General features: G+C 71.7%; 19 protein-coding genes. 15 read left to right on the forward strand and 4 right to left on the reverse strand.

Annotated elements, in window-relative coordinates; translation table 11 throughout:
* Positions 1 to 3: 3 nt before the first annotated feature.
* From ACH4E8_RS31305 to ACH4E8_RS31315, 3 genes are read left to right on the forward strand one after another with little or no spacing between them, the layout of a single operon-like run.
* Positions 4 to 1,452 carry a purine-cytosine permease family protein gene (locus ACH4E8_RS31305; RefSeq protein ID WP_398454729.1) on the forward strand — a complete coding sequence of 483 codons (1,449 nt, stop codon included), beginning with the start codon at positions 4 to 6 and terminating at the stop codon, positions 1,450 to 1,452.
* Positions 1,449 to 2,369 carry a nitrilase-related carbon-nitrogen hydrolase gene (locus ACH4E8_RS31310; protein WP_398454731.1) on the forward strand — a complete coding sequence of 307 codons (921 nt, stop codon included), beginning with the start codon at positions 1,449 to 1,451 and terminating at the stop codon, positions 2,367 to 2,369. The genes ACH4E8_RS31305 and ACH4E8_RS31310 overlap by 4 nt, the downstream gene beginning before the upstream one ends.
* The gene (locus ACH4E8_RS31315) at positions 2,366 to 3,325 is read left to right on the forward strand and encodes a carbon-nitrogen hydrolase family protein (protein WP_398454732.1); all 960 of its coding nucleotides are present in this window, start codon (positions 2,366 to 2,368) and stop codon (positions 3,323 to 3,325) included. The genes ACH4E8_RS31310 and ACH4E8_RS31315 overlap by 4 nt, the downstream gene beginning before the upstream one ends.
* Positions 3,326 to 3,374: 49 nt before the next feature.
* Here ACH4E8_RS31315 and ACH4E8_RS31320 read toward each other — a convergent pair whose 3' ends face one another.
* Both ACH4E8_RS31320 and ACH4E8_RS31325 read right to left on the reverse strand, forming a co-directional pair.
* Entirely contained in the window at positions 3,375 to 4,616 is a 1,242-nt protein-coding gene (locus tag ACH4E8_RS31320; RefSeq protein WP_398454733.1) for a lanthionine synthetase LanC family protein, read from the reverse strand.
* A gap of 237 nt (positions 4,617 to 4,853) precedes the next feature.
* Positions 4,854 to 5,339 (reverse strand): hypothetical protein, encoded by a 486-nt coding sequence (locus ACH4E8_RS31325; protein WP_398454735.1) that lies wholly within the window; start codon positions 5,337 to 5,339, stop codon positions 4,854 to 4,856.
* Between the two features lie 362 nt (positions 5,340 to 5,701).
* On the opposite strand from ACH4E8_RS31325, the gene ACH4E8_RS31330 reads away from it, so the two are divergent.
* Positions 5,702 to 6,475, forward strand: a complete 774-nt coding sequence (locus ACH4E8_RS31330) for a glycosyltransferase family 2 protein (protein WP_398454736.1) — start codon at positions 5,702 to 5,704, stop codon at positions 6,473 to 6,475.
* 105 nt (positions 6,476 to 6,580) lie between these two features.
* On the opposite strand, the gene ACH4E8_RS31335 is transcribed toward ACH4E8_RS31330, so the two are convergent.
* Positions 6,581 to 7,540, reverse strand: a complete 960-nt coding sequence (locus tag ACH4E8_RS31335) for a LysR family transcriptional regulator (protein WP_398454737.1) — start codon at positions 7,538 to 7,540, stop codon at positions 6,581 to 6,583.
* A gap of 194 nt (positions 7,541 to 7,734) precedes the next feature.
* On the opposite strand from ACH4E8_RS31335, the gene ACH4E8_RS31340 reads away from it, so the two are divergent.
* From ACH4E8_RS31340 to ACH4E8_RS31385, 10 genes are all read left to right on the forward strand, one after another.
* Positions 7,735 to 8,715: a hypothetical protein gene (locus tag ACH4E8_RS31340; RefSeq protein WP_398454738.1), complete on the forward strand. Its 981-nt coding sequence runs from the start codon at positions 7,735 to 7,737 to the stop codon at positions 8,713 to 8,715.
* A 73-nt stretch (positions 8,716 to 8,788) separates the two neighbouring features.
* Positions 8,789 to 9,226, forward strand: a complete 438-nt coding sequence (locus ACH4E8_RS31345; RefSeq protein WP_398454739.1) for a peptidase inhibitor family I36 protein — start codon at positions 8,789 to 8,791, stop codon at positions 9,224 to 9,226.
* 357 nt (positions 9,227 to 9,583) lie between these two features.
* Complete coding sequence (locus tag ACH4E8_RS31350; protein ID WP_398454903.1) at positions 9,584 to 10,864, forward strand: alpha/beta fold hydrolase; 1,281 nt, start codon at positions 9,584 to 9,586, stop codon at positions 10,862 to 10,864.
* Between the two features lie 13 nt (positions 10,865 to 10,877).
* On the forward strand, positions 10,878 to 11,504 hold the full coding sequence (locus ACH4E8_RS31355; protein WP_398454740.1) for an MBL fold metallo-hydrolase: 627 nt from the start codon (positions 10,878 to 10,880) through the stop codon (positions 11,502 to 11,504).
* Positions 11,505 to 11,560: 56 nt separating this feature from the next.
* Positions 11,561 to 12,340, forward strand: a complete 780-nt coding sequence (locus ACH4E8_RS31360) for an exodeoxyribonuclease III (protein WP_398454741.1) — start codon at positions 11,561 to 11,563, stop codon at positions 12,338 to 12,340.
* A 132-nt stretch (positions 12,341 to 12,472) separates the two neighbouring features.
* Entirely contained in the window at positions 12,473 to 12,919 is a 447-nt protein-coding gene (locus ACH4E8_RS31365; protein WP_398454742.1) for a DUF6278 family protein, read from the forward strand.
* A gap of 178 nt (positions 12,920 to 13,097) precedes the next feature.
* Complete coding sequence (locus ACH4E8_RS31370) at positions 13,098 to 13,844, forward strand: amino acid ABC transporter ATP-binding protein (RefSeq protein ID WP_398454743.1); 747 nt, start codon at positions 13,098 to 13,100, stop codon at positions 13,842 to 13,844.
* 12 nt (positions 13,845 to 13,856) lie between these two features.
* Positions 13,857 to 14,771 carry a glutamate ABC transporter substrate-binding protein gene (locus ACH4E8_RS31375; RefSeq protein WP_398454744.1) on the forward strand — a complete coding sequence of 305 codons (915 nt, stop codon included), beginning with the start codon at positions 13,857 to 13,859 and terminating at the stop codon, positions 14,769 to 14,771.
* Positions 14,772 to 14,787: 16 nt separating this feature from the next.
* A complete protein-coding gene (locus tag ACH4E8_RS31380) occupies positions 14,788 to 15,432 on the forward strand; it encodes an amino acid ABC transporter permease (protein WP_361957322.1) in 645 nt (214 codons plus the stop codon).
* A complete protein-coding gene (locus tag ACH4E8_RS31385; RefSeq protein ID WP_398454746.1) occupies positions 15,429 to 16,304 on the forward strand; it encodes an amino acid ABC transporter permease in 876 nt (291 codons plus the stop codon). Before ACH4E8_RS31380 ends, ACH4E8_RS31385 begins: the two co-directional genes overlap by 4 nt.
* Positions 16,305 to 16,506: 202 nt before the next feature.
* Here ACH4E8_RS31385 and ACH4E8_RS31390 read toward each other — a convergent pair whose 3' ends face one another.
* Positions 16,507 to 17,241, reverse strand: a complete 735-nt coding sequence (locus ACH4E8_RS31390) for a hypothetical protein (protein WP_398454748.1) — start codon at positions 17,239 to 17,241, stop codon at positions 16,507 to 16,509.
* A 92-nt stretch (positions 17,242 to 17,333) separates the two neighbouring features.
* On the opposite strand from ACH4E8_RS31390, the gene ggt reads away from it, so the two are divergent.
* Positions 17,334 to 19,154 carry a gamma-glutamyltransferase gene (ggt, locus tag ACH4E8_RS31395; protein ID WP_398454749.1) on the forward strand — a complete coding sequence of 607 codons (1,821 nt, stop codon included), beginning with the start codon at positions 17,334 to 17,336 and terminating at the stop codon, positions 19,152 to 19,154.
* Positions 19,155 to 19,202 lie beyond the last annotated feature (48 nt).

A 19,202-nucleotide genomic window follows, 5' to 3' on the forward strand; every position in this document is an offset into this window, starting at 1 on the left:
GCCATGACCTCCTCGGACGTCGCGACCCAGCGCGACTCAGCGATCGAACAGCACTCCATCGACTACGTGCCGGCCGCCGAGCGGCACGGCAAGGTCTGGCACCAGGGACCGTTCTGGTTCACCGGCAACTTCGTCCTGCCGACCATGGTCGCCGGCTTCGTCGGCGCCTCCATGGGACTGAGCGTCTGGTACAGCGTGCTGGCGATCGTGCTCGGCGTCGGCGCCGGCACGTTCTTCATGGCCTTCCACGCCAACCAGGGCCCCCGGATGGGCCTGCCCCAGATGATCCAGTCCCGCGCCCAGTTCGGCAGCCGGGGCTCCACGGTGCCGTTCGCCGCGACCGTCTTCGTCTACGTGGGCTTCCTCGTCTTCGACACGGTCCTCGCCGAGCAGGGCCTCGGACTGCTGCTGCCGGACGGCAAGCTGTTCTGGTACCCCGTCCTGATCGCCCTGTCCATCGTCATCGCCGTCGTCGGCCACGACCTGCTCCACTTCGTCCAGCGCTGGCTGACGTACCTGCTGGTCGTCGTCTTCGCCGTGCTCACCGTGGTCGCGATCGTCAACTTCGGCTCCAACCCGGTCCCCGCGGACGTCCCCGCGGCCACCGCCGGCTGGGACCTGAACGCCTTCCTGGTGCAGTTCTCGCTGGCCGCCGGATACAACATCAGCTACTCCGTGTACGTCTCCGACTACACCCGCTACCTGCCGGCGAACGTGCCCGCCCGCGGCCTGATCACCGCCGTGTACGCCGGCGCCGCGTTCTCCGCCGTCTGGCTGATGTCGCTGGGCGCGATCCTCGCCAGCTACCTGCCCGACCCCGACCCGATCCTCGCCCTGCGCGAGGTCGGCGACCTGCTCTTCCCCGGCTTCGGCCTGATCGTCGTGATGACCTCGGTGCTCGCGCTGATCTCCATCATGGGCGTCAACGCCTACGGCGCGATGCTCACCGGCGCCAGCGCACTGGACGGCTTCCGCAAGGTGCGCCCCACGGTGCGGCTGCGCATCACCGGGCTCGTCGTCGTCGGCCTGGTGTCCCTGGTGGTCGCCCTGCTGATCCCGGACGACTACATCGGCAGCTTCAACAACTTCGTGCTGATGATGCTGTACTTCCTGGTCCCCTGGACCGCGGTCAACCTGGTCGACTTCTACTTCGTGCGCCGCGGGAAGTACGCCATCGCCGAGATCCTCAAGCCGGACGGCATCTACGGCCGCTGGGCGTGGCGGGGCGTCACCGCGTACGTCATCGGGTTCGCCGCGATGATCCCGTTCTTCTCGACGACCTTCTACGTCGGCCCCGTCGCCGACGCCCTCGGCGGCGCGGACTTCTCGTTCGCGGTCGGCCTGACCGTCTCCGGCATGCTCTACCTGCTGTTCTCCCGGAACCTGGACCATGAGGCAGAGGCCGCCGCCCGGGTGGCGAGCGAAGCCGAACTGGAGGGCACCCACCGATGAGCCAGCAACCGCACCGAGCCGCGACCACCGCCGCACCGGCGACCAGCGCCGAACCGACCGCCGTCGCCGAACCGACGGCCGCCGGGGTCACCGTCGCCGTCTGCCAACTCGCCCCCCGGGTCGGCGACCCGGCGGGCAACCGGCAGCGGATCCGTGCGGCGGTGGAGGCGGCGGCGGAGCGCGGCGCCGACGTCGTGGTCCTGCCGGAGCTGGCCAACACCGGCTACGTCTTCACCGACGCGGCCGAACTGCGCACCGCGGCCGAGCGGCCCGACGGCGACACGATCACCGAGTGGGCGGCGCTCGCCGCCCGCCACGGCCTGGTCGTCGTCGGCGGCTTCGCGGAACTCGGCGAGGGCGGCCACGTGTACAACGCGGCCGCCCTCGTCGACCCCACCGGGCTGCGCGCCACCTACCGCAAGGCCCACCTGTGGAACGGCGAGAAGACCTGGGGCTTCACCCCCGGCAGCGGAGCCCCGCCCGTCGTCGACACCCTCCACGGCCGCATCGGGTTCATGGTCTGCTACGACCTGGAGTTCCCCGAGTGGGTGCGGCAAGCGGCCCTGGCCGGCGCCGAGCTGCTGTGCGGCCCGGTCAACTGGCCGCTGTACCCGCGGCCCGAGGGCGAGCGGCCGGGCGAGATCGTCCGCATCCAGGCCGACGCCTCCGTCAACCGGATGTTCGTCGCGGTCGCCGACCGCACCGGCACCGAACGGGGTCAGGACTGGCTCGGCGGCAGCGTGATCGTCGACGCCGACGGCTACCCCGCCACCGAACTGCGCCTCGGCGAGGAGGCGCTCCTCACCGCGACGCTCGACCTCGCCGAGGCCCGCAACAAGGCCGTCAGCGAACTGAACGACGTCCACGCCGACCGGCGCCCCGCGCTGTACGCACACCTCGGGCAGGAACAGCCATGACCACCACCGTCGCCATCGTCCAGCAGCCGCCCGCCCTCCTGGACCTGGAGGAGTCGGTGCGCCGCGCCGCCGCACACGTCACCGAGGCCGCGCAGTCGGGCGCCGACCTCGTCGTCTTCCCCGAGACCTGGCTGACCTGCTACCCGGCGTGGGTGTTCGGGCTCGCCGGCTGGCGGGACGCGGAGGCCCGCCACTGGCACGCCCGGCTGCTGGAGCAGAGCCCGGTCCTGGACCCGTCGGGCGACGACGCCGTCGCCCCGGTGCGGGCCGCCGCCCGGGAGCACGGGGTGACCGTCGTCCTCGGCCTGAACGAGCGCGCCGCGCGCTCCTCCGGCTCGCTCTACAACTCGCTGCTGACCATCGGCCCGGACGGCGGCACCCTCAACCTGCACCGCAAGCTGACGCCCACCCACACCGAGCGGATCGTCTGGGCGGCGGGGGACGGCGCCGGCCTGCGGGTCGTCGACACCCCCGCGGGCCGGGTGGGCTCGCTGGTCTGCTGGGAGCACTTCCACCCGCTGGCCCGGCACGCGCTGCACGCGCAGCACGAGGAGATCCACGTCGCCGCCTGGCCGGACATGCCGGAGAGCCATGTGATCGCGGCCCGCTCGTACGCCCTGGAGGGCCGCTGCTTCGTGGTCTCGGCGGGCCTGGTGCTCTCCACCGACGACGTCCCCGACGACCTGCTGGCCGCCTACCGCAAGGGGGTGGGCCCCGACGCCCCCACGGACGGTCCGCTGTTCACCGGCGGTTCGAGCGTGGTGGCCCCCGACGGCTCCTGGGTGGTGGAGCCCGTCCACGACCAGTCCCGCATCATCACGGCCGTCCTCGACCCGGCCCGCCGCTACGAGGAGACCCTGGACCTGGACGTCGTGGGCCACTACGGCCGCCCCGACGTCTTCACCCTCTCGGTCGACCGGACCCGGCGCGAGGGCGGGGCGGACTTCACGGACTGACCGCCGCGGCTGTCGATCGAGACGGGCACCCCTCGGTGTCGTCCTCGGCTCAGGCGGTGGGCGGGTGGTCCGGGAGGGGGACGGCGTACTGCGGTGCGCGGTCCCCCGTGATGCGGGCGTGGCGCAGGAGTTCCCGGACGATGCCCGCGTTGCCCATGGCCCAGCCGGTGGCGGGCGCGAGGTCGCCGGGTGTCTCCCGGTGTTCGAAGTTGGACCAGCGGACGCCGTCGGCGTCGGTCGTCGCACGGGCCTTGAGGTCGGCGACGAGGACGTCGGCGAAGTCGCGGCCGTCGCCGTGTTCGACCTGGCGGTCGCAGGCGAGGGCGAGGACGCCGGCGGTGCCGCAGCAGCGGCCGTTGTTGTCCCAGAAGCCGGGGCGGGTCCGTCGCGGGATGCCGGAGTGGAGGACCGTGTGCCAACAGCGGTCGGCGAGGGCGGGCCACGCGGGGTCGTCGGGTAGGACGCGGGTCAGCAGGCGGAACGCCTGGGCGTCGCCCGCCGGGCCGTGGCACCAGCCGTAACTGTGGCGTTCGATCTTCTCGTGCTGCTGTTGCGGGTCGGAGTGCGCGACGAGGAAGCCGTCCGGGCCTGCTTCGTCGCGGGAGACGATGTCGGCGGCACCGGCCACCGCGAGGTCGACCAGATCGGGGCGGTCGGCGGCCTGCCCGACGGCGGCGAGTGCGTAGACGATGCCGAGCGTGCCGTGCGACATGTGGTGCAGGCGGGGGACCGCGCCGGCCCGGATCTCCCATTGAACGCCGGCCGTGGTGGGCTCGGCGGCGCGCGCGTAGCGGCCGACGGCCAGTTGGGCGAGGTCGAGATCGCCGCACTCCAGGGCGGCGAGCGCGATGCCGGCGTTGCCGGCCATCAGCTCGAAGTAGTCGTTCCACCCCGCGCCGTCGTAGCGGGCGCGCAGGACGTCCAGCGCACGGTCGGCCGACGCCCCCGCCGCGGTGTCGCCGAGCACGCGGTGCACGCCCCGCAGGGCGACGGCCATGCCCGCCACTCCCGTGTGCAGCCCGCTGTCCTCCCAGTTCCCGACCGCGTCGGCGACGCTGCGGGCACCGCGCAGGGCCATGTCCGCGTACCGGTCGTCATCGAAGTACCACCATGCGTCGAGGAGTGCCAGCAGCACTCCCGAAGTCCCGCGGTACAGCTCCGGCGTGACCCGGTCGTCGGCGGGAGTGTCCGGCCAGGCCGCCCCGCCGTCGACGTCCCGCGCGGCCTTCATCAGCCACTCAAGGGCCCCGACGGCAAGCGATTCAGCGTCATCCGGTGCACCAGTGATCATCTGCCAAGCGTTCCACGGAGTCGGCCCGCCCCACGACCCGTTTCAAGCCGTCTGCGCTTCAGAAGCAAGCACCGCCACTTCGGCAGGATCCGCTGCCCGCCTTGCGATGCCCGACGGAGGCCGCGGTCCTTGACTCGCCGTCCCGGTCCGCTGCCCGGTCCGGTGCCCGGTCCGGAGGCGTACGGCCGGCCGCAGCGCGATCACGCGCTGACGTCCGTCGGCCGACCGGATGACGGCTCATTCCGGAGCGTAGACCGCCCGAAAGTTCTCGCCGCCGTAGAACGATTCGTAGGCAATGGTGATGGTGAGGCGGCGGCTCAGTAGATCTTCGACGGGGGCGTGGGGTCCCGCGTCGTACTGCGGGAGGGACAACAAGTACGCGCTGTAGCCGGCAGGGATCACCTCGTCCTCGCCGAAGGTGACCGCGTTGAGATGGGTCGGCAGCCCGGTCCGCACCCTGTCCGCGCAGGCTTTGTCCCAACGGCCCACGACCTCGCCGTCGACGCTCACGGTGCTCGACACGATGACGGCCGGGCCAAGGCCGACGTTGAAGAGCTGTACGCCCGAGCGGGCTCCTTGGTGGATGCCGCGATGCAGTTGGAGGACCGGGCGAACGGAGTGGCGGTTGTGTTCACGTGTGACGTACGCCTGCCACACGGAGACGCCGAGTGACGCGACGGCGATCACCACGGCACACACCGCGACAACGATCTCTGCGCTCATGGCCCCCCTGTCGTTGGATCTCCGCGTGCTCGAACCCCAGCGGAATCCTCTGGTCACATCCTCTCCGACCCGGGGGAGTCCGGAGACGGAGCGGCTGCCGCACGTCGGTCGGGGCCACGTGCGAGGTCCGCCCCGGAAGCGTGGGCGGGCAGGAGAAGGGTGGACGAGCCCGCGCCGGCCTCGTCCGCTCCTTCACGGTACGCGTCCACGTCGTTACCGACGGCACGGCGACCCGTCTCCGCGGCACGTACGGCCAGGGGAAGCCGCACACCGTCCCGACCAGCGACGACCATGCATGACAGCTCGTACTCGATTGTGATGCTTGAATGGACCTTCGTTCCTGGTCTGGCAAGGAGAACGCTGTGCCCCTGGTGTCTGTCGTGATGCCCGTCTACAACTCGGCAGCGACGTTGAGCGCGGCCGTCCGGTCGGTGCTGACGCAGACCCACAGTGATCTGGAGCTGCTGGTCACCGACGACCAGTCCACCGACGACTCCATGGAGATGCTCCGCGAGTTCGCCAAGCAGGACGAGCGGGTCCTGCCCGAGACGGCGCCCGAGCAGGGCGGTGCGGGCCGGGCCCGCAACCTCGCGATCGAGCGGGCCCGCGGGGATTACGTCGCCTTCCTCGACAGCGACGACATGTGGCTGCCGGAGAAGACCGAGAAGCAGCTCGCCTTCGCCGCGGAGGGTGACGCTCCGCTGACGTTCACCTCCTACTTCAAGATGGACGCCGACCACGCGGGGGAGAGCACCGACTGGGTTCCGAACGGGCGGGTGATCCGTGCCCGGGGGCACGTGGACTACCGCGCGATGCTGCGCCGGGACTACATCGGCGCCTTGACGGCCATGTACGACCGCAATGTCCTCGGCACGCGGCTGATGCCGGAGATGCGCAAGCGCCAGGACTACGCCCTGTGGCTCTCGATCATGCGCGACGGCGCCGACGCCCGGGGCCTCGCCGAGCCGCTCGCGGTGTACCGGGCCCACCAGGCGGGATCGCTGTCCTCCAACAAGCTGTCGCTCGTGCAGTACAACTGGGCCCTGTACCGCGAGCACGAGCACCTGTCGGTCCCGCGGTCGACGCGGGCACTGGCCGGCGCCGTGTGGCAGTCGCTGCGCAACTCACGCATCTGAGACGTTCCTTATCCGATCGCCTCGCCGACCAGTTGAAGACGGCGGCGAGGCAACCGGCACTCGGTCTCGAAGCGGGGGACCGCCCGTCTGACGTGCCCGGCTCCGTCAGCGGGTCGGCCAAGCCGCGGCGGCGGCCTGGCGGATCGCGGCGACCGCGGGGCGGTCGCGGTGGGCGGCCGCCCAGGCGAGTGCGGAGGTGCTCGGCGGAAGGTCGGTGACGTCCACGTAACTGACACCGGGGCGCGGAAAGAACTCCCGGGCCGCGGCGGGCAGGAACGCCATGGCCACGCCTTCCGCAACGACGTGCAGCAGCCCTTCCATGTCGGACACGACCGGCCCGTAACGGACGACGGAGCCGTCCGGGCGGGGGTCGACCGCCCAGAAGTTCCACCACAGCCGCGGGAGCTGCGCGGGAAGGTCCACGACGGGGTAGCCGGCGAGCTCTGCCAAGCTGACGTCGGACCGGGAGGCCAGCGGGTCGGCGGCGGGCAGGCAGGCGACGCGCGGCTCGGTGGACAGGTGCCGGATCTGGATCCCCGGGGGAACCGGCGGGCGCAGGAACGCCACGTCCACCTCGCCATCGAGGAGTTCCCGCATGTGGTCCGCGAGGTGCTGGTTGCGCAGCTCCACGGTGAGTCCGGGGTGGCGGGCGCGCACCTCCGCCAGGATCACTCGCGCGTGCTCCATCGACGACTCGGCGCCGATGGACCCCACCACGAGCCGCCCGGTGAGTTCGCGATGCTGTGCGTCCGCGGACCGGCGCAGCCGTTCCATCGCCGCGACGACCTCGTGGACTTCCGGCAGGAGCGCCCGGCACGCGGTGGTCACCTCCACGGTGCGGCTGCTCCGTACGAACAGGCCGATTCCCAGATGCCGTTCGAGTACGGAGATCTGGCGACTCAGCGCGGGCTGCGTGATGAACAGTCGGGCCGCCGCCCGGCCGAAGTGCAGCTCCTCCGCCACGACCAGCAGCAGCCGTAACTGGTGCACGGTCGGCTCCGAGCGGAACGCGGGGGAGGCGGGAGGCGGGCCGCTCCCTCCGTCTCCGGCCTTCGGGTCCGTCATAACAGGAAGTCTATGGATCGCGCCGGTTTTGTCATTGGCAGAATGCGGCGGCCGAAGCTCCCTTTCGACCAGGATCGAACACGTACAACAAGGCCGTGCCGAGAGCCAGTTGAGCCCGCTCGGACGCGGCCACGGCACACGGGGTGAGGTTCCCCCGGCACCCGGAGGAAGTCGACAGAGGGGCAGTGGGGCTGATGACGGAGTCACAGGAAGGCGGGGGAGCAGTGGCCGGCGCATGGCGAAGAGTGACGGGCAACAGGCGGCGGCTGGCTGCCGGGACGCTCGTCCTCTGCACGGCGCTGGCGGTCCCGGTGACCGTCCACGCCGTCTCGGAGAGCGACGTCACGACCGGCGCGAGGGCCGACGGGGCGCGCCCCGGCAGTGACCCCGAGCGCCCCGACCGGGAGCCGACCCGCCAGGAGAAGGACGCCCTGTACCGGGCCGAACAGCTTCTGCTCCGCGACTGCATGCGCCGCCACGGCTTCGTCTACCAGCCCGTACCGGAGAATCCGGTGCCGGAGGCGCGGGAGTTTCCCTACGTCGTCGATGACGTCGCCTGGGCCCGTCGACACGGCTACGGCAGCGACATCGAGCGCGAGTCGGCCCGGCTGCGGGCTGCCGACCCCAACCAGCGCTACTTCCGGAGCCTGCCGCCCGAGCGCCGGGCCGCCGCGCTGGCGGCGGCCAACGGACGGCGGCCCGTGGGCCTGACCGCGAAGAACCCGGACGGCATGACCCTCACGCGCAGCGACCAGGGGTGCCGCACCGATGCCGAACGCGCGCTGTACGGCGACGTACAGACGTGGTTCCAGGCCCGGTCCACCGCGGGGGGACTGCCCGACGTGCGCAGGAGCCGGGTCCTGGCCGACCCCCGGTTCGCCAAGGCGGCCAAGCCGTGGGCGCGCTGCATGCGGGCGGCGGGCCACCCCTACGACACCCCGGCCGACCTGCGCCGGGAGCTGCCGCCGAGCGACCGGCCACTGCCCCGGCGGCAGGAGGTCCAACTCGCCGTGGCGGAGGCGACCTGCGCCGGCACCTCCGGCCTCGCCGAGACGGCCGCGTCACTGGACCGGCAGTACGACCACGAACTTCGGCAGCGTCACCGAGCCGACCTGGAAACCGGGTACCGGCTCCAGCTCGCTGCCGTGCCCCGCGCCCGCTCCGTCGTCAAGTGAGCCGGAGACCGACGCGCGGGAGAACACGCAGGCACAGGGCCTGTGTGGACAACCGCCCCAGGAGGGGAACACGATGAAGAAAAGGATCACGCTGGCCGTGAGCGCGGCGGTCGCAGCGCTCGGTCTGATGGCCTTACCGCAGGCGGCCCAGGCGGACGGCGCGCCTACAGGGTCCGCACCGAAGGCCGAGGCGAAGGTCCAGCCGCGGGCTGCGGCCGCGGACGGCTACCTCTACCTCTACGACGGCTACAACTACACCGGCGGGTGGACCAGGTACAGCGGAAACGCTTCCAACTACGGCGGCTTCAACGACAGGGCGTCCTCGCTGTGGAACAACGGCTACCCCGGATCTCTCGATGACGTGCGGGTCTACCTGCACGCGGGGTACGGGAACCCCAGCAGGGGCGTCCACAACGGTGTCGCCCTGGCCGATCTGCGGCAGTGGGCGTACGACGGCACCAACTGGTGGCTGGACAACAGCATCTCGTCCCACAGGTGGGTCAACCTATAGCCACTGACGCGTGTGGCGACGGCCCCTGGGAGGAAGCCCTCGGCCGCGGCCCCCTGGCCGGGGGCGTCCTCGCAGTCCCGGCTGCCCGGCGTGCACCGTCTCGCTGAGGCCGACGCCGAAGGCGAACCCGACCGGGCGGTCGCGGTCGGCCGGCCCGTTCGACGACCAAGAGGCGGTACGGCAAAGCGAGATGGAGGATCTCCGTCGGGCCGCCACCGCAGGGAACGGCCCGCACGGGATCGAGGGGGAGCGGCATCCGCATCTGTCGTCGCGAGAGAGTCGAGTTCCGCTAGGTTCACCCCAGCGATGTGACGTCTCGTGACGGATGAGAGGGTCGACCGGGTGAGCGAGACACCGATGAACACCCTGCAATACCGCTGTGACGGGCCGGAAGACGCCCCGGTCGTCGTCCTGGGTCCCTCACTGGGTACCACGTGGCACATGTGGGACCGCCAGATCGCGGAGCTCTCCCGGGCCTGGAGGATCTTCCGCTTCGACCTGCCCGGCCACGGCGGTGCGCCCGCGCACCCCGCGTCCTCCGTGGCCGATCTCGCCGACCGGCTGTTGGCCACCCTCGACGGGCTCGGCGTCCAGCGCTTCGGCTACGTCGGGTGTTCCATCGGCGGCGCCGTCGGACTGGACCTCGCGCTGCGGCGGCCGGACCGGGTGGCGTCGCTCGCGCTGGTGGCGGCGTCGCCGCGGTTCGGGACCGCGGACGAGTTCCGCCAGCGCGGGGTGGTGGTGCGCACCAACGGGCTCGACCCCATGGCGCACGCCGCCCCCGAGGCGTGGTTCACCCAGGGCTTCGCCGCGGCCCAGCCCGCCATCGTCGAGTGGGCCGTGCAGATGGTGCGCACCACCGACCCCGGGTGCTACATCGCCGCCTGCGAGGCGCTGGCCGCCTTCGACGTACGGTCCGAGCTGGGGCGCGTAGGCGTCCCCACCCTGGTCGTCGTGGGCTCCGAGGACAAGGTGACCGGGCCCGCCGAGGCCCGCACCCTGGTCGCCGGGATACCGGACGCGCGGCTCGCCCTGGTGCCCGGGGCCAGTCACCTCGCGCCGGTGGAGCAGCCCGCCGCCGTCACCGACCTGCTGGTGCGGCACTTCTCCACGGTGCCCCAGGACACCCTCTCCGCGATCCCCGTCCAGCAGCAGGCCGTGCCGTCGGTGTCGATGCCGGCGATCTCGCCGCCGGTGGCCCCGGTGGCGCAGATCGCGCCCGCGCCCGCGCCGCCCGAGCTGCCGGAGCAGGGGCGGTCCGATCCGTACGAGCCGGGGATGAAGGCGCGCCGGGAGGTGCTCGGCGACGCCCACGTCGACCGGGTCACCGCGGACTCCGACAGCTTCGACGAGCCCTTCCAGGACCTGGTGACCCGCTACGCCTGGGGCGAGGTGTGGACCCGCGAGGGCCTGGACCGGCGCACCCGGAGCGTCGTCACGCTCACGGCGCTGGTCGCGGGCGGCCATCTGGACGACCTCGCGGTCCACACCCGCGCCGCCCTGCGCAACGGTCTGACGCCCGACGAACTGCGCGAGATCCTGCTGCACGCCGCCGTGTACTTGGGGATCCCGGCCGCGAACGCCGCGTTCTCCGTCGTCCGCACCGTCGTCCAGGAGGAGACCACCCCGCGGACGTAGCAGGATGGGGCGCATGAGGCTGACCAAGAAGAAGCACTCCTGCATCCGGCTGGAGAAGGACGGAGCCACCCTCGTCGTCGACCCCGGCGCCTTCAGCGAGGAGGACGCCGCCGCGGGGGCGGACGCCGTGCTGGTGACGCACGAGCACCCCGACCACTACGACGAGGGCCGGCTGCGGGCCGCGCTGGAGGCCGGTGCGCAGGTGTGGACGCTGCGGAGCGTCGCCGCCGAACTCGCCGCGGCGTACCCCGGCCGGGTGCACACGGTCGGCCACGGCGACGCCTTCACCGCGGCCGGCTTCGACGTCGAGGTGCACGGCGAACTCCACGCCGTGATCCACCCGGACCTGCCGCGGGTCACCAACGTCGGCTTCCTCGTCGACGGCGCCGTCTTCCACCCCGGCGACGCCCTGACCGTGCCCGAGCGCCCGGTGGACACGCTGATGCTGCCGGTGATGGCGCCCTGGAACAAGATCTCCGAGGTGATCGACTACGTGCGCGAGGTCGGGCCGCGGCTGACGATCGACGTCCACGACGCCCTGCTGACGGAGCTGGCCCGGCCCATCTACGACCGGCACGTGAGCACGCTCGGGCGGGCCGAGCACCGGCGGCTGGCCCCCGGCGACGTACGGGAACTGTGAGCGCCCCGCCCCCCGGCGGACGGTGATTGTCACACCCCGGCAGTAGGCTTCTCGCCATGCGGATCGCCACGTGGAACGTCAATTCGATCACCGCCCGGCTGCCCCGGCTGCTGGCCTGGTTGCAGAGCAGCGGCACCGACGTGCTGTGCGTGCAGGAGACCAAGTGCACCGCCGAGCAGTTCCCCGCTGACGAGCTGCGCGAGCTGGGCTACGAGTCCGCGGTCCACGCCGACGGGCGGTGGAACGGCGTCGCGCTGATCTCCCGCGTCGGCCTGGCGGACGTGGTGCAGGGGCTGCCCGGCGGCCCGGCGTACGAGGGCGCGCAGGAGCCGCGGGCGATCTCCGCCACCTGCGGCGGGGCCCGCCTCTGGTCGGTCTACGTGCCGAACGGCCGGGAGGTCACCCACGACCACTACGCCTACAAGCTGGAGTGGCTGGCCGCGCTGAAGGCGGCGGTGGCGACGGACGCGGCGGGCGCCCTCCCGTTCGCCGTCCTCGGGGACTACAACATCGCGCCGGCCGACGAGGACGTGTGGGACCGCTCCGTCTTCGAGGGCAGCACCCACGTCACCGAGCCGGAGCGGGCCGCCCTCGCCGCGCTGCGGGAGACGGGCCTCACGGACGTCGTCCCGCGCCCCCTGAAGTACGACCACCCGTTCACGTACTGGGACTACCGCCAGCTCGCCTTCCCGAAGAACCGCGGCATGCGCATCGACCTGGTGTACGGGAACGCCCCCTTCGCGGCCGCCGTCAAGGACGGCTACGTGGACCGCGAGGAGCGCAAGGGCAAGGGCGCGTCCGACCACGCGCCGGTGGTGGTCGACCTCGACGTCTGAGCCCGGCGCCCGGGTCGGCGGCGCGGGCGGTCGCCGCCGCGGATCGGGTCCGCAGGATCTTCACCGCTCCCGGGGATCCTCGACGCGCGTCCTTGTGGTCCGCGCGGCGGGGAAGATGCGAGGCTGACTGGTATGAACATCCCTTTCCTGGACAACTGGCTCAAGCGGCACGGTCCCGAGCGGAAGGACGCCCTCGCCGCGGCCGTGGACGATCCCGAGCGCGCCGCGGCCATCGCGGAGTTGTTCGCCGAGTGCGAGCTGCTGCGGGTCCGGGTGGAGCGGATGGGGCTCGAACTGGACGACAGCCCCGCTTCCTTGTCCGCCCTGGACCAACTACCGCCGCGCTGGCGGGACGACCAGGAGGAGCTGCCCTGGTTCGGGAACGACGCCGGGCTCTACCTCGGTACGGTGATCGTACGGACCGTCCGCGGCGCGTCCTGGCACCTGTGGCCCGGCGGCCACCCGGTGGTGCGGCTCGCCTCCGGCCGGGAGATCGGCGTGGTCGAAGCCGGGCTCGACTGGGCGCTGCACGGCGCGCCCGAACTCTCCCAGGTGTACGCGGAAGCGGCCGAAGCCTGACCCGTACGGCCCTGCGTGCCCGTGCCGCGGGGCCGTACCCGTCCCGCGCCAAGATGAGCTGATCTATCAGCCAATAAATACGGCTTATGCCCCTTTTGTGCGTGTCGTGAGCGAAGTCCCCTATGGGGGTGGATAGTTTGCGCTGACCTCGTCACAGCGACAAGTGGGTGGGCAGCGTATGGCCGTCGTCGATCCGTTGATCGAACTGCGGGATGTGAACAAGTACTACGGGCAGTTGCACGTCCTGCGGGACATCAACCTCTCCGTCGGCCGCGGGGAGGTGGTCGTCGTCATCGGCCCCTCCGGGTCCGGCAAGTCGACCCTGTGCCGGACGATGAACAGACTGGAGGCCATCGAGTCCGGCCGGATCACCATCGACGGGGAGCCGCTGCCGGAGGAGGGCAAGGGACTCGCCCGGCTCCGCGCCGACGTCGGCATGGTCTTCCAGTCCTTCAACCTCTTCGCGCACCGCACCGTGCTCGCCAACGTCTCCCTCGCCCCCGTGAAGGTACGCGGCCGAAAGAAGGACGACGCCGACCGGCGCTCCCGCGAACTCCTCGACCGCGTCGGGCTCGCCTCCCAGGCGGACAAGTACCCCGCCCAGCTCTCCGGCGGCCAGCAGCAGCGCGTGGCCATCGCCCGCGCCCTCGCCATGGAACCGAAGGTCATGCTCTTCGACGAGCCGACCTCCGCGCTCGACCCCGAGATGATCAACGAGGTGCTGGAGGTCATGCAGCAGCTCGCCCGGGACGGCATGACGATGGTCGTGGTCACCCACGAGATGGGGTTCGCCCGCTCCGCGGCCAACCGCGTGGTCTTCATGGCGGACGGCCGCATCGTCGAGGACCGCGCCCCCGAGGACTTCTTCACCCACCCGGAGAGTGACCGCGCCAAGGACTTCCTCTCCAAGATCCTCAAGCACTGACGGGGGGACACCATGCCGCGCACCCGACGCGCCCTCGCCGCGCTCGCACTCCTGCTCGCCGCCGTCCTCGCCGCCGCGTGCGGCAAGGAGGGCAGCCCGCCCGTCAAGGGGCCGCAACCCGACGAACTGCCCGTCTACCAGGTCAACACCGCCTTCCAACTGCCCGACTCGCCGACCTGGCGCAAGGCCAAGAGCCGCGGCCACCTCGTCGTCGGGGCCAAGGAGGACCAGCCCTACCTGGGCGAGAAGGACCCGGCGACCGGCGTGTACTCGGGCTTCGACATCGAGATCGCCAAGATGGTCGCCGCCTACCTCGGCTTCGGCCGCGACGAAGTCCGCTTCCGCACCATCGCCTCCGCGAACCGCGAGACCGCCCTCCAGAACGGCCAGATCGACTACTACGTCGGCACCTACACCATCAACGACATGCGCAAGAAGCTCGTCGGCTTCGCGGGCCCGTACTACATGGCGGGGCAGTCGCTGCTGGTGCGGACCGACGAGCACGACATCAACGGCCCCGAAGACCTCGCCGGCAAGCGCGTCTGCTCGGCCACCGGCTCCACGCCCTACCAGCGGATCAAGAGCGACTACCCGAAGGCGATCCTCGTCGGCTACGACACCTACTCCATCTGCGTCGACAACCTCCTCACCTACCAGGTCGACGCCGTCACCACCGACGACGCCATCCTCATCGGCTACGCCGCCAAGGCGCCCGACGAGCTGAAGATCGCCGGGAAGCCCTTCTCCCAGGAGCCGTACGGCATCGGCGTCCCGCGCTCCGACAACGCCCTGCGCTTCGCCATCGACGACGCCCTGGCCGCCGGCGAGAAGAACGGCTACTGGAAGCAGGCGTACGACGCCACCCTCGGGCTCTCCGGCGTACCGGCGCCACAGCCGCCCCCCATCGACCGCTATCCGGCGAGCTGAGGAGGAGCCACCGCGCATGGACGTACTGACCGACAACATCTCCCTCTACTGGCAGGGCTTCCTCGGCACCGTCGAGCTGACCTTCTACTCCTCGGTGCTCGCCCTCGCCCTCGGCTTCCTGATGGCCTCCTTCCGGGTCGCACCCGTCGGCTCCCTGCGCGCCTTCGGCACGGTGTGGGTGACCGTGCTGCGCAACACCCCGCTGACCCTGCTCTTCTTCGCCGTCGTCCTCGGCCTGCCGCGGTTCGGGATCGTGCTGCCCTTCGAGGTGTTCGCCGTGCTCGCCCTCGGCTGCTACACCTCCGCCTTCATCTGCGAGGCGCTGCGCTCCGGCATCAACACCGTGCACAAGGGGCAGGGCGAGGCGGCGCGCAGCCTCGGCATGACCTTCGGTCAGACCCTGAGCACCGTGATCCTGCCCCAGGCGTTCCGCCGGGTGATCCCGCCCGTCGGCTCCACCCTGATCGCGCTCGCCAAGAACTCGGCGATCGCCGGCGCCTTCAGCGTCACCGAACTGCTCAGCACCTACAAGACGCTGAGCGAGCTGGGCTACAACATCATCTGGACCTTCGTCTGGATCGCCGTCGGCTACCTCATCATCACCCTGACCATCAGTGCGCTGTTCAACGTGCTGGAGAAGCGCTACGGAGTCGCCGGATGACCGATTCCACCGCCCTGTACGACATCCCCGGGCCGCGCGGCCGGCGACGCCACCGGATCTACGGGGTCGTGTCGACCCTCGCCATCCTCGCCCTGCTGGGCTGGATCCTGTACCTCCTCTTCGACACCGGCCAGTTCACCGCGGAGAAGTGGGCGCCGTTCGAGTACAAGGGGATCCAGGAACTGCTGCTCCAGGGGCTCGGGAACACCCTGAAGGCGTTCGCGTACGCGGCCGTGCTCTCCCTGTTGCTCGGCGGACTCCTCGCCACCGGCCGGCTCTCCGAGCACAAGCCGGTGCGCTGGCTCTCCACCCTGCTGGTGGAGTTCTTCCGGGCCATGCCCGTACTGGTGATGATCTTCTTCATCTTCGTGGCGCTGAAGGTGCAGCCGCTGCCCGCGCTGGTCGCCGGGCTGACGCTGTACAACGGCTCGGTCCTCGCCGAGGTCTTCCGCACCGGCGTCAACTCGGTGGACCGCGGACAGCGGGAGGCGGCGTACGCGCTCGGCATGCGCAAGACGCAGGTGATGGCGTACGTGCTGGTGCCGCAGGCGGTCCGGGCCATGCTGCCGGCCATCATCAGCCAACTCGTCGTCGCGCTGAAGGACACCTCCCTCGGCTACCTGATCACCTACGAGGAGTTCCTGCACGCGGGCAAGTTGATCGCCTCCAACCTCGACTACGACCTGCCGTTCATCCCGGTCGTGATGGTGATCTCGCCGATCTACATCGGGATGTGCATGCTGCTGTCCTGGTTCGCCACCTGGGTGGCCAAGCGGCAGCGGAAGAACCCGAAGACGGAGGCGGTGGACGTGGCGCCCGCGGAGCCGGGGACGCTGCTGCACGGCGCTCCGACCTTCCCCGACAAACCCTGAGCCCCCGCGGCACCACCCAGCCCCCCGGTGGGGCCCCGGCGGCAGCCGGTGATCACTTCCCGTCCGAGCGGACCGTTCCCGAAGGCGGCCGGTCGGCGACCGGAAGAAGGTCAGCTGCCCGCCGCGCGGACCGCCGAGGCCGAGCGGGTCCCCGCCGCCGCAACGACGCGGCGGGGACCCGGCCTTCGTCCCGCGCGGCGCGTCAGTTGCCGTCGCCAGCAGCAGCCGGGGCCGGCGCGGTCCGGGCCGCCGTGGTGACGTCGGCGACCAACTCGACCACATCGGGCCCGTACGCCTCGGAGTTGACGACCCGCAGCAGCAGGCAGAAGGAGTCGGCGCCGTGCGTGCGGGCCAAGTCGGCGTGATGGCGGGCGAGATAGCGGGCCGCGGCCTGGTTGTTGATCGACCGCTGACCGCAGAGCAGGAACACCGGCCGCTCCTGCCCGCTCGGCGTGAGCCGGGCCAGCAGCGCGTACTCCTCGGTGCCCCGGTCCGCCGGATACACCTCGGAGCCGATCCGATACGCGTTGAGGTGCGGCCCCTCCGCCTCCGTGGCAATGTGCACACCGGGCAGAAGAGTTCGCAGGTGCGCCTTCATCCGTACGTTCGACGCGGGCCCGCCGACGCAGAACTCCGTCTGCTCGCCCACTCCCTGATGCGCCCCGTCGTGCCAGATGACCTGCATCTGCGCCCCGCAGTCCTTGATCAGCCCGGACAGCTCCAGCAGGGCGAAGACGTCGTAGCGGCGCACGGCGCTGTCGTGACCTGCCTCGCGGTTGACGACCAACAGGGCCTGGGAGTTGGCCGGCAGGCCGAAGAAGTCCTGCGTACGGGCCAGCCGACGACGCCAGCGGGCGGTGCGGGCCAACCACCCCAAGGAGCCGCTGATCCCGGCGGCGACGAGCCCCAACACGATGTTGCGTATGTCGTCGTTCATGTGTGCGGATGCTATCCGTCGCGGGCGGCGCCCCTGACGGGGTCGGCGACGGCCGCTACGCTGCCGCGCACAGGTGTCGATCGGAGGTACGAATGCGTCGCTCCACCGTACGGACCACAGCGCCGCTGGCCGCTGCGCTGACCGCGGTCTTGCTCGGCGCGGCGGCCCCGCCCGCCGCCGGGGCCGCACCGCCCGGGCCCGCCCCTGCGCCGGCCAAGATCCCGGTCGCGGTCGGGCACGGCGGCGCCGTCGCCAGTGTCGACGCGGACGCCTCCGCCGCCGGCATCGAGGTGCTGCGACGCGGCGGGAACGCCGTGGACGCGGCCGTGGCGACCGCCGCCGCCCTCGGCGTCACCGAGCCGTACTCCGCGGGCATCGGCGGTGGCGGCTACTTCGTCTACTACGACGCGAAGAGCGGCACCGTCCAGACCGTCGACGGACGCGAGACCGCGCCCCGCTCCGCCGACGCGGCGCTCTTCCTGGAGGACGGCAAGCCCATCCCGTTCGACCAGGCCCAGACCAGCGGCCTGGGCGTCGGCACCCCCGGCACCCCGGCGACCTGGGAGACGGCACTACGGGCCTGGGGCAGCAGATCCCTGGCCCAACTGCTCAAGCCCGCCGAAAAGTTGGCCCGGGACGGCTTCACCGTCGACGCCACCTTCCGCGCCCAGACCGAGGCGAACCAGGCCCGGTTCGCGGACTTCCCCGACACCGCCGAGCTCTTCCTGCCGGGCGGCCGACTCCCGGTCGTCGGCAGCACGTTCACCAACCCCGACCTCGCCGGCACCTACCGTCAACTCGGCCGCGACGGCACCGATGCGCTGTACCGCGGCGACATCGCCCGCGACATCGTACGGACGGTGCGCACGCCCCCGGTGCGGCCCGGCGCCGCCCGCGTCGTGCGCCCCGGCGACCTGACGGAGCGCGACCTGCGCTCGTACGCAACGCTCCGCCCCGCCCCCACGAAGGTGAGCTACCGGGGCCTGGACGTCTACGGCGCGGCGCCCTCCTCGTCCGGGGGCATCGCCGTCGGGCAGGCGCTGAACATGCTGGAGCGCACCGATCTGAAGAAGGCGACCCCGGCCGCGTACCTGCACCGCTTCATCGAAGCCAGCAGGGTCGCCTTCGCCGACCGCGGGCGCTGGGTGGGCGACCCGGCGTTCGAGGACGTGCCCACCAAGGCGCTGCTCTCCCAGCGGTTCGCCGACGCCCGCGGCTGCCTGATCAAGGACGACGCGGTGCTGACCAGCCCGCTGGCCCCCGGTGACCCGCGGCACCCGAAGCCCTGCGCCAGCGTCGGCGCCGCCGCGCCCACGACGTACGAGGGCGAGAACACCACCCACCTCACGACCGCCGACAAGTGGGGCAACGTCGTCGCGTACACCCTCACCATCGAGTCGACCGGCGGCAGCGGCATCACCGTGCCGGGCCGGGGCTTCCTGCTCAACAACGAGCTGACCGACTTCTCCTTCGCCCCCGCCAACCCGGCGGTCCACGACCCGAACCTGCCCGGGGCGAGCAAGCGGCCGCGGTCGTCGATCTCCCCGACGATCGTCCTCGACGACGGACGCCCCGTGCTCGCCCTCGGCTCGCCGGGCGGCGCGACGATCATCACCACCGCCCTCCAGGTCCTGACGGGCCGGCTGGACCGGGGACTCCCGCTGGTGGAGGCGATCGCGGCGCCGCGCGCCAGCCAGCGCAACCAGGCGACCACGGAGCTGGAGCCGGGGCTGTGGGACGGTCCGCTCAGGGGCGAACTGGAACGCATCGGGCATCAGTTCCGGCTGAACAAGGAGATCGGCGCGGCCACCGGGATCGAACGGCTGCCCGACGGGCGCTGGCTCGCCGCGGCGGAGAAGGTGCGCAGGGGCGGCGGCTCGGCGATGGTCGTCCGGCCCAGCGGCCGACCGTAACCGGCCCTCCCGTACCTCGTACGGGCGTACTCCGTCCGGCTTCTTGTG

The sequence above is a fragment of the Streptomyces sp. NPDC017979 genome, assembly GCF_044328175.1.
Lineage (GTDB): Bacteria > Actinomycetota > Actinomycetes > Streptomycetales > Streptomycetaceae > Streptomyces.

What these genes read in the sequence shown, in the direction of transcription:
- ACH4E8_RS31305 (WP_398454729.1), top strand. Translation starts at nt 4, where the DNA reads ATGACCTCCTCGGACGTCGCGACCCAGCGCGACTCAGCGATCGAACAG.
- ACH4E8_RS31310 (WP_398454731.1), top strand. Translation starts at nt 1,449, where the DNA reads ATGAGCCAGCAACCGCACCGAGCCGCGACCACCGCCGCACCGGCGACC.
- ACH4E8_RS31315 (WP_398454732.1), top strand. Translation starts at nt 2,366, where the DNA reads ATGACCACCACCGTCGCCATCGTCCAGCAGCCGCCCGCCCTCCTGGAC.
- ACH4E8_RS31320 (WP_398454733.1), bottom strand. Translation starts at nt 4,616, where the DNA reads ATGATCACTGGTGCACCGGATGACGCTGAATCGCTTGCCGTCGGGGCC.
- ACH4E8_RS31325 (WP_398454735.1), bottom strand. Translation starts at nt 5,339, where the DNA reads ATGAGCGCAGAGATCGTTGTCGCGGTGTGTGCCGTGGTGATCGCCGTC.
- ACH4E8_RS31335 (WP_398454737.1), bottom strand. Translation starts at nt 7,540, where the DNA reads ATGACGGACCCGAAGGCCGGAGACGGAGGGAGCGGCCCGCCTCCCGCC.
- ACH4E8_RS31340 (WP_398454738.1), top strand. Translation starts at nt 7,735, where the DNA reads ATGACGGAGTCACAGGAAGGCGGGGGAGCAGTGGCCGGCGCATGGCGA.
- ACH4E8_RS31345 (WP_398454739.1), top strand. Translation starts at nt 8,789, where the DNA reads ATGAAGAAAAGGATCACGCTGGCCGTGAGCGCGGCGGTCGCAGCGCTC.
- ACH4E8_RS31350 (WP_398454903.1), top strand. Translation starts at nt 9,584, where the DNA reads ATGAACACCCTGCAATACCGCTGTGACGGGCCGGAAGACGCCCCGGTC.
- ACH4E8_RS31355 (WP_398454740.1), top strand. Translation starts at nt 10,878, where the DNA reads ATGAGGCTGACCAAGAAGAAGCACTCCTGCATCCGGCTGGAGAAGGAC.
- ACH4E8_RS31360 (WP_398454741.1), top strand. Translation starts at nt 11,561, where the DNA reads ATGCGGATCGCCACGTGGAACGTCAATTCGATCACCGCCCGGCTGCCC.
- ACH4E8_RS31365 (WP_398454742.1), top strand. Translation starts at nt 12,473, where the DNA reads ATGAACATCCCTTTCCTGGACAACTGGCTCAAGCGGCACGGTCCCGAG.
- ACH4E8_RS31370 (WP_398454743.1), top strand. Translation starts at nt 13,098, where the DNA reads ATGGCCGTCGTCGATCCGTTGATCGAACTGCGGGATGTGAACAAGTAC.
- ACH4E8_RS31375 (WP_398454744.1), top strand. Translation starts at nt 13,857, where the DNA reads ATGCCGCGCACCCGACGCGCCCTCGCCGCGCTCGCACTCCTGCTCGCC.
- ACH4E8_RS31380 (WP_361957322.1), top strand. Translation starts at nt 14,788, where the DNA reads ATGGACGTACTGACCGACAACATCTCCCTCTACTGGCAGGGCTTCCTC.
- ACH4E8_RS31385 (WP_398454746.1), top strand. Translation starts at nt 15,429, where the DNA reads ATGACCGATTCCACCGCCCTGTACGACATCCCCGGGCCGCGCGGCCGG.
- ACH4E8_RS31390 (WP_398454748.1), bottom strand. Translation starts at nt 17,241, where the DNA reads ATGAACGACGACATACGCAACATCGTGTTGGGGCTCGTCGCCGCCGGG.
- ggt (WP_398454749.1), top strand. Translation starts at nt 17,334, where the DNA reads ATGCGTCGCTCCACCGTACGGACCACAGCGCCGCTGGCCGCTGCGCTG.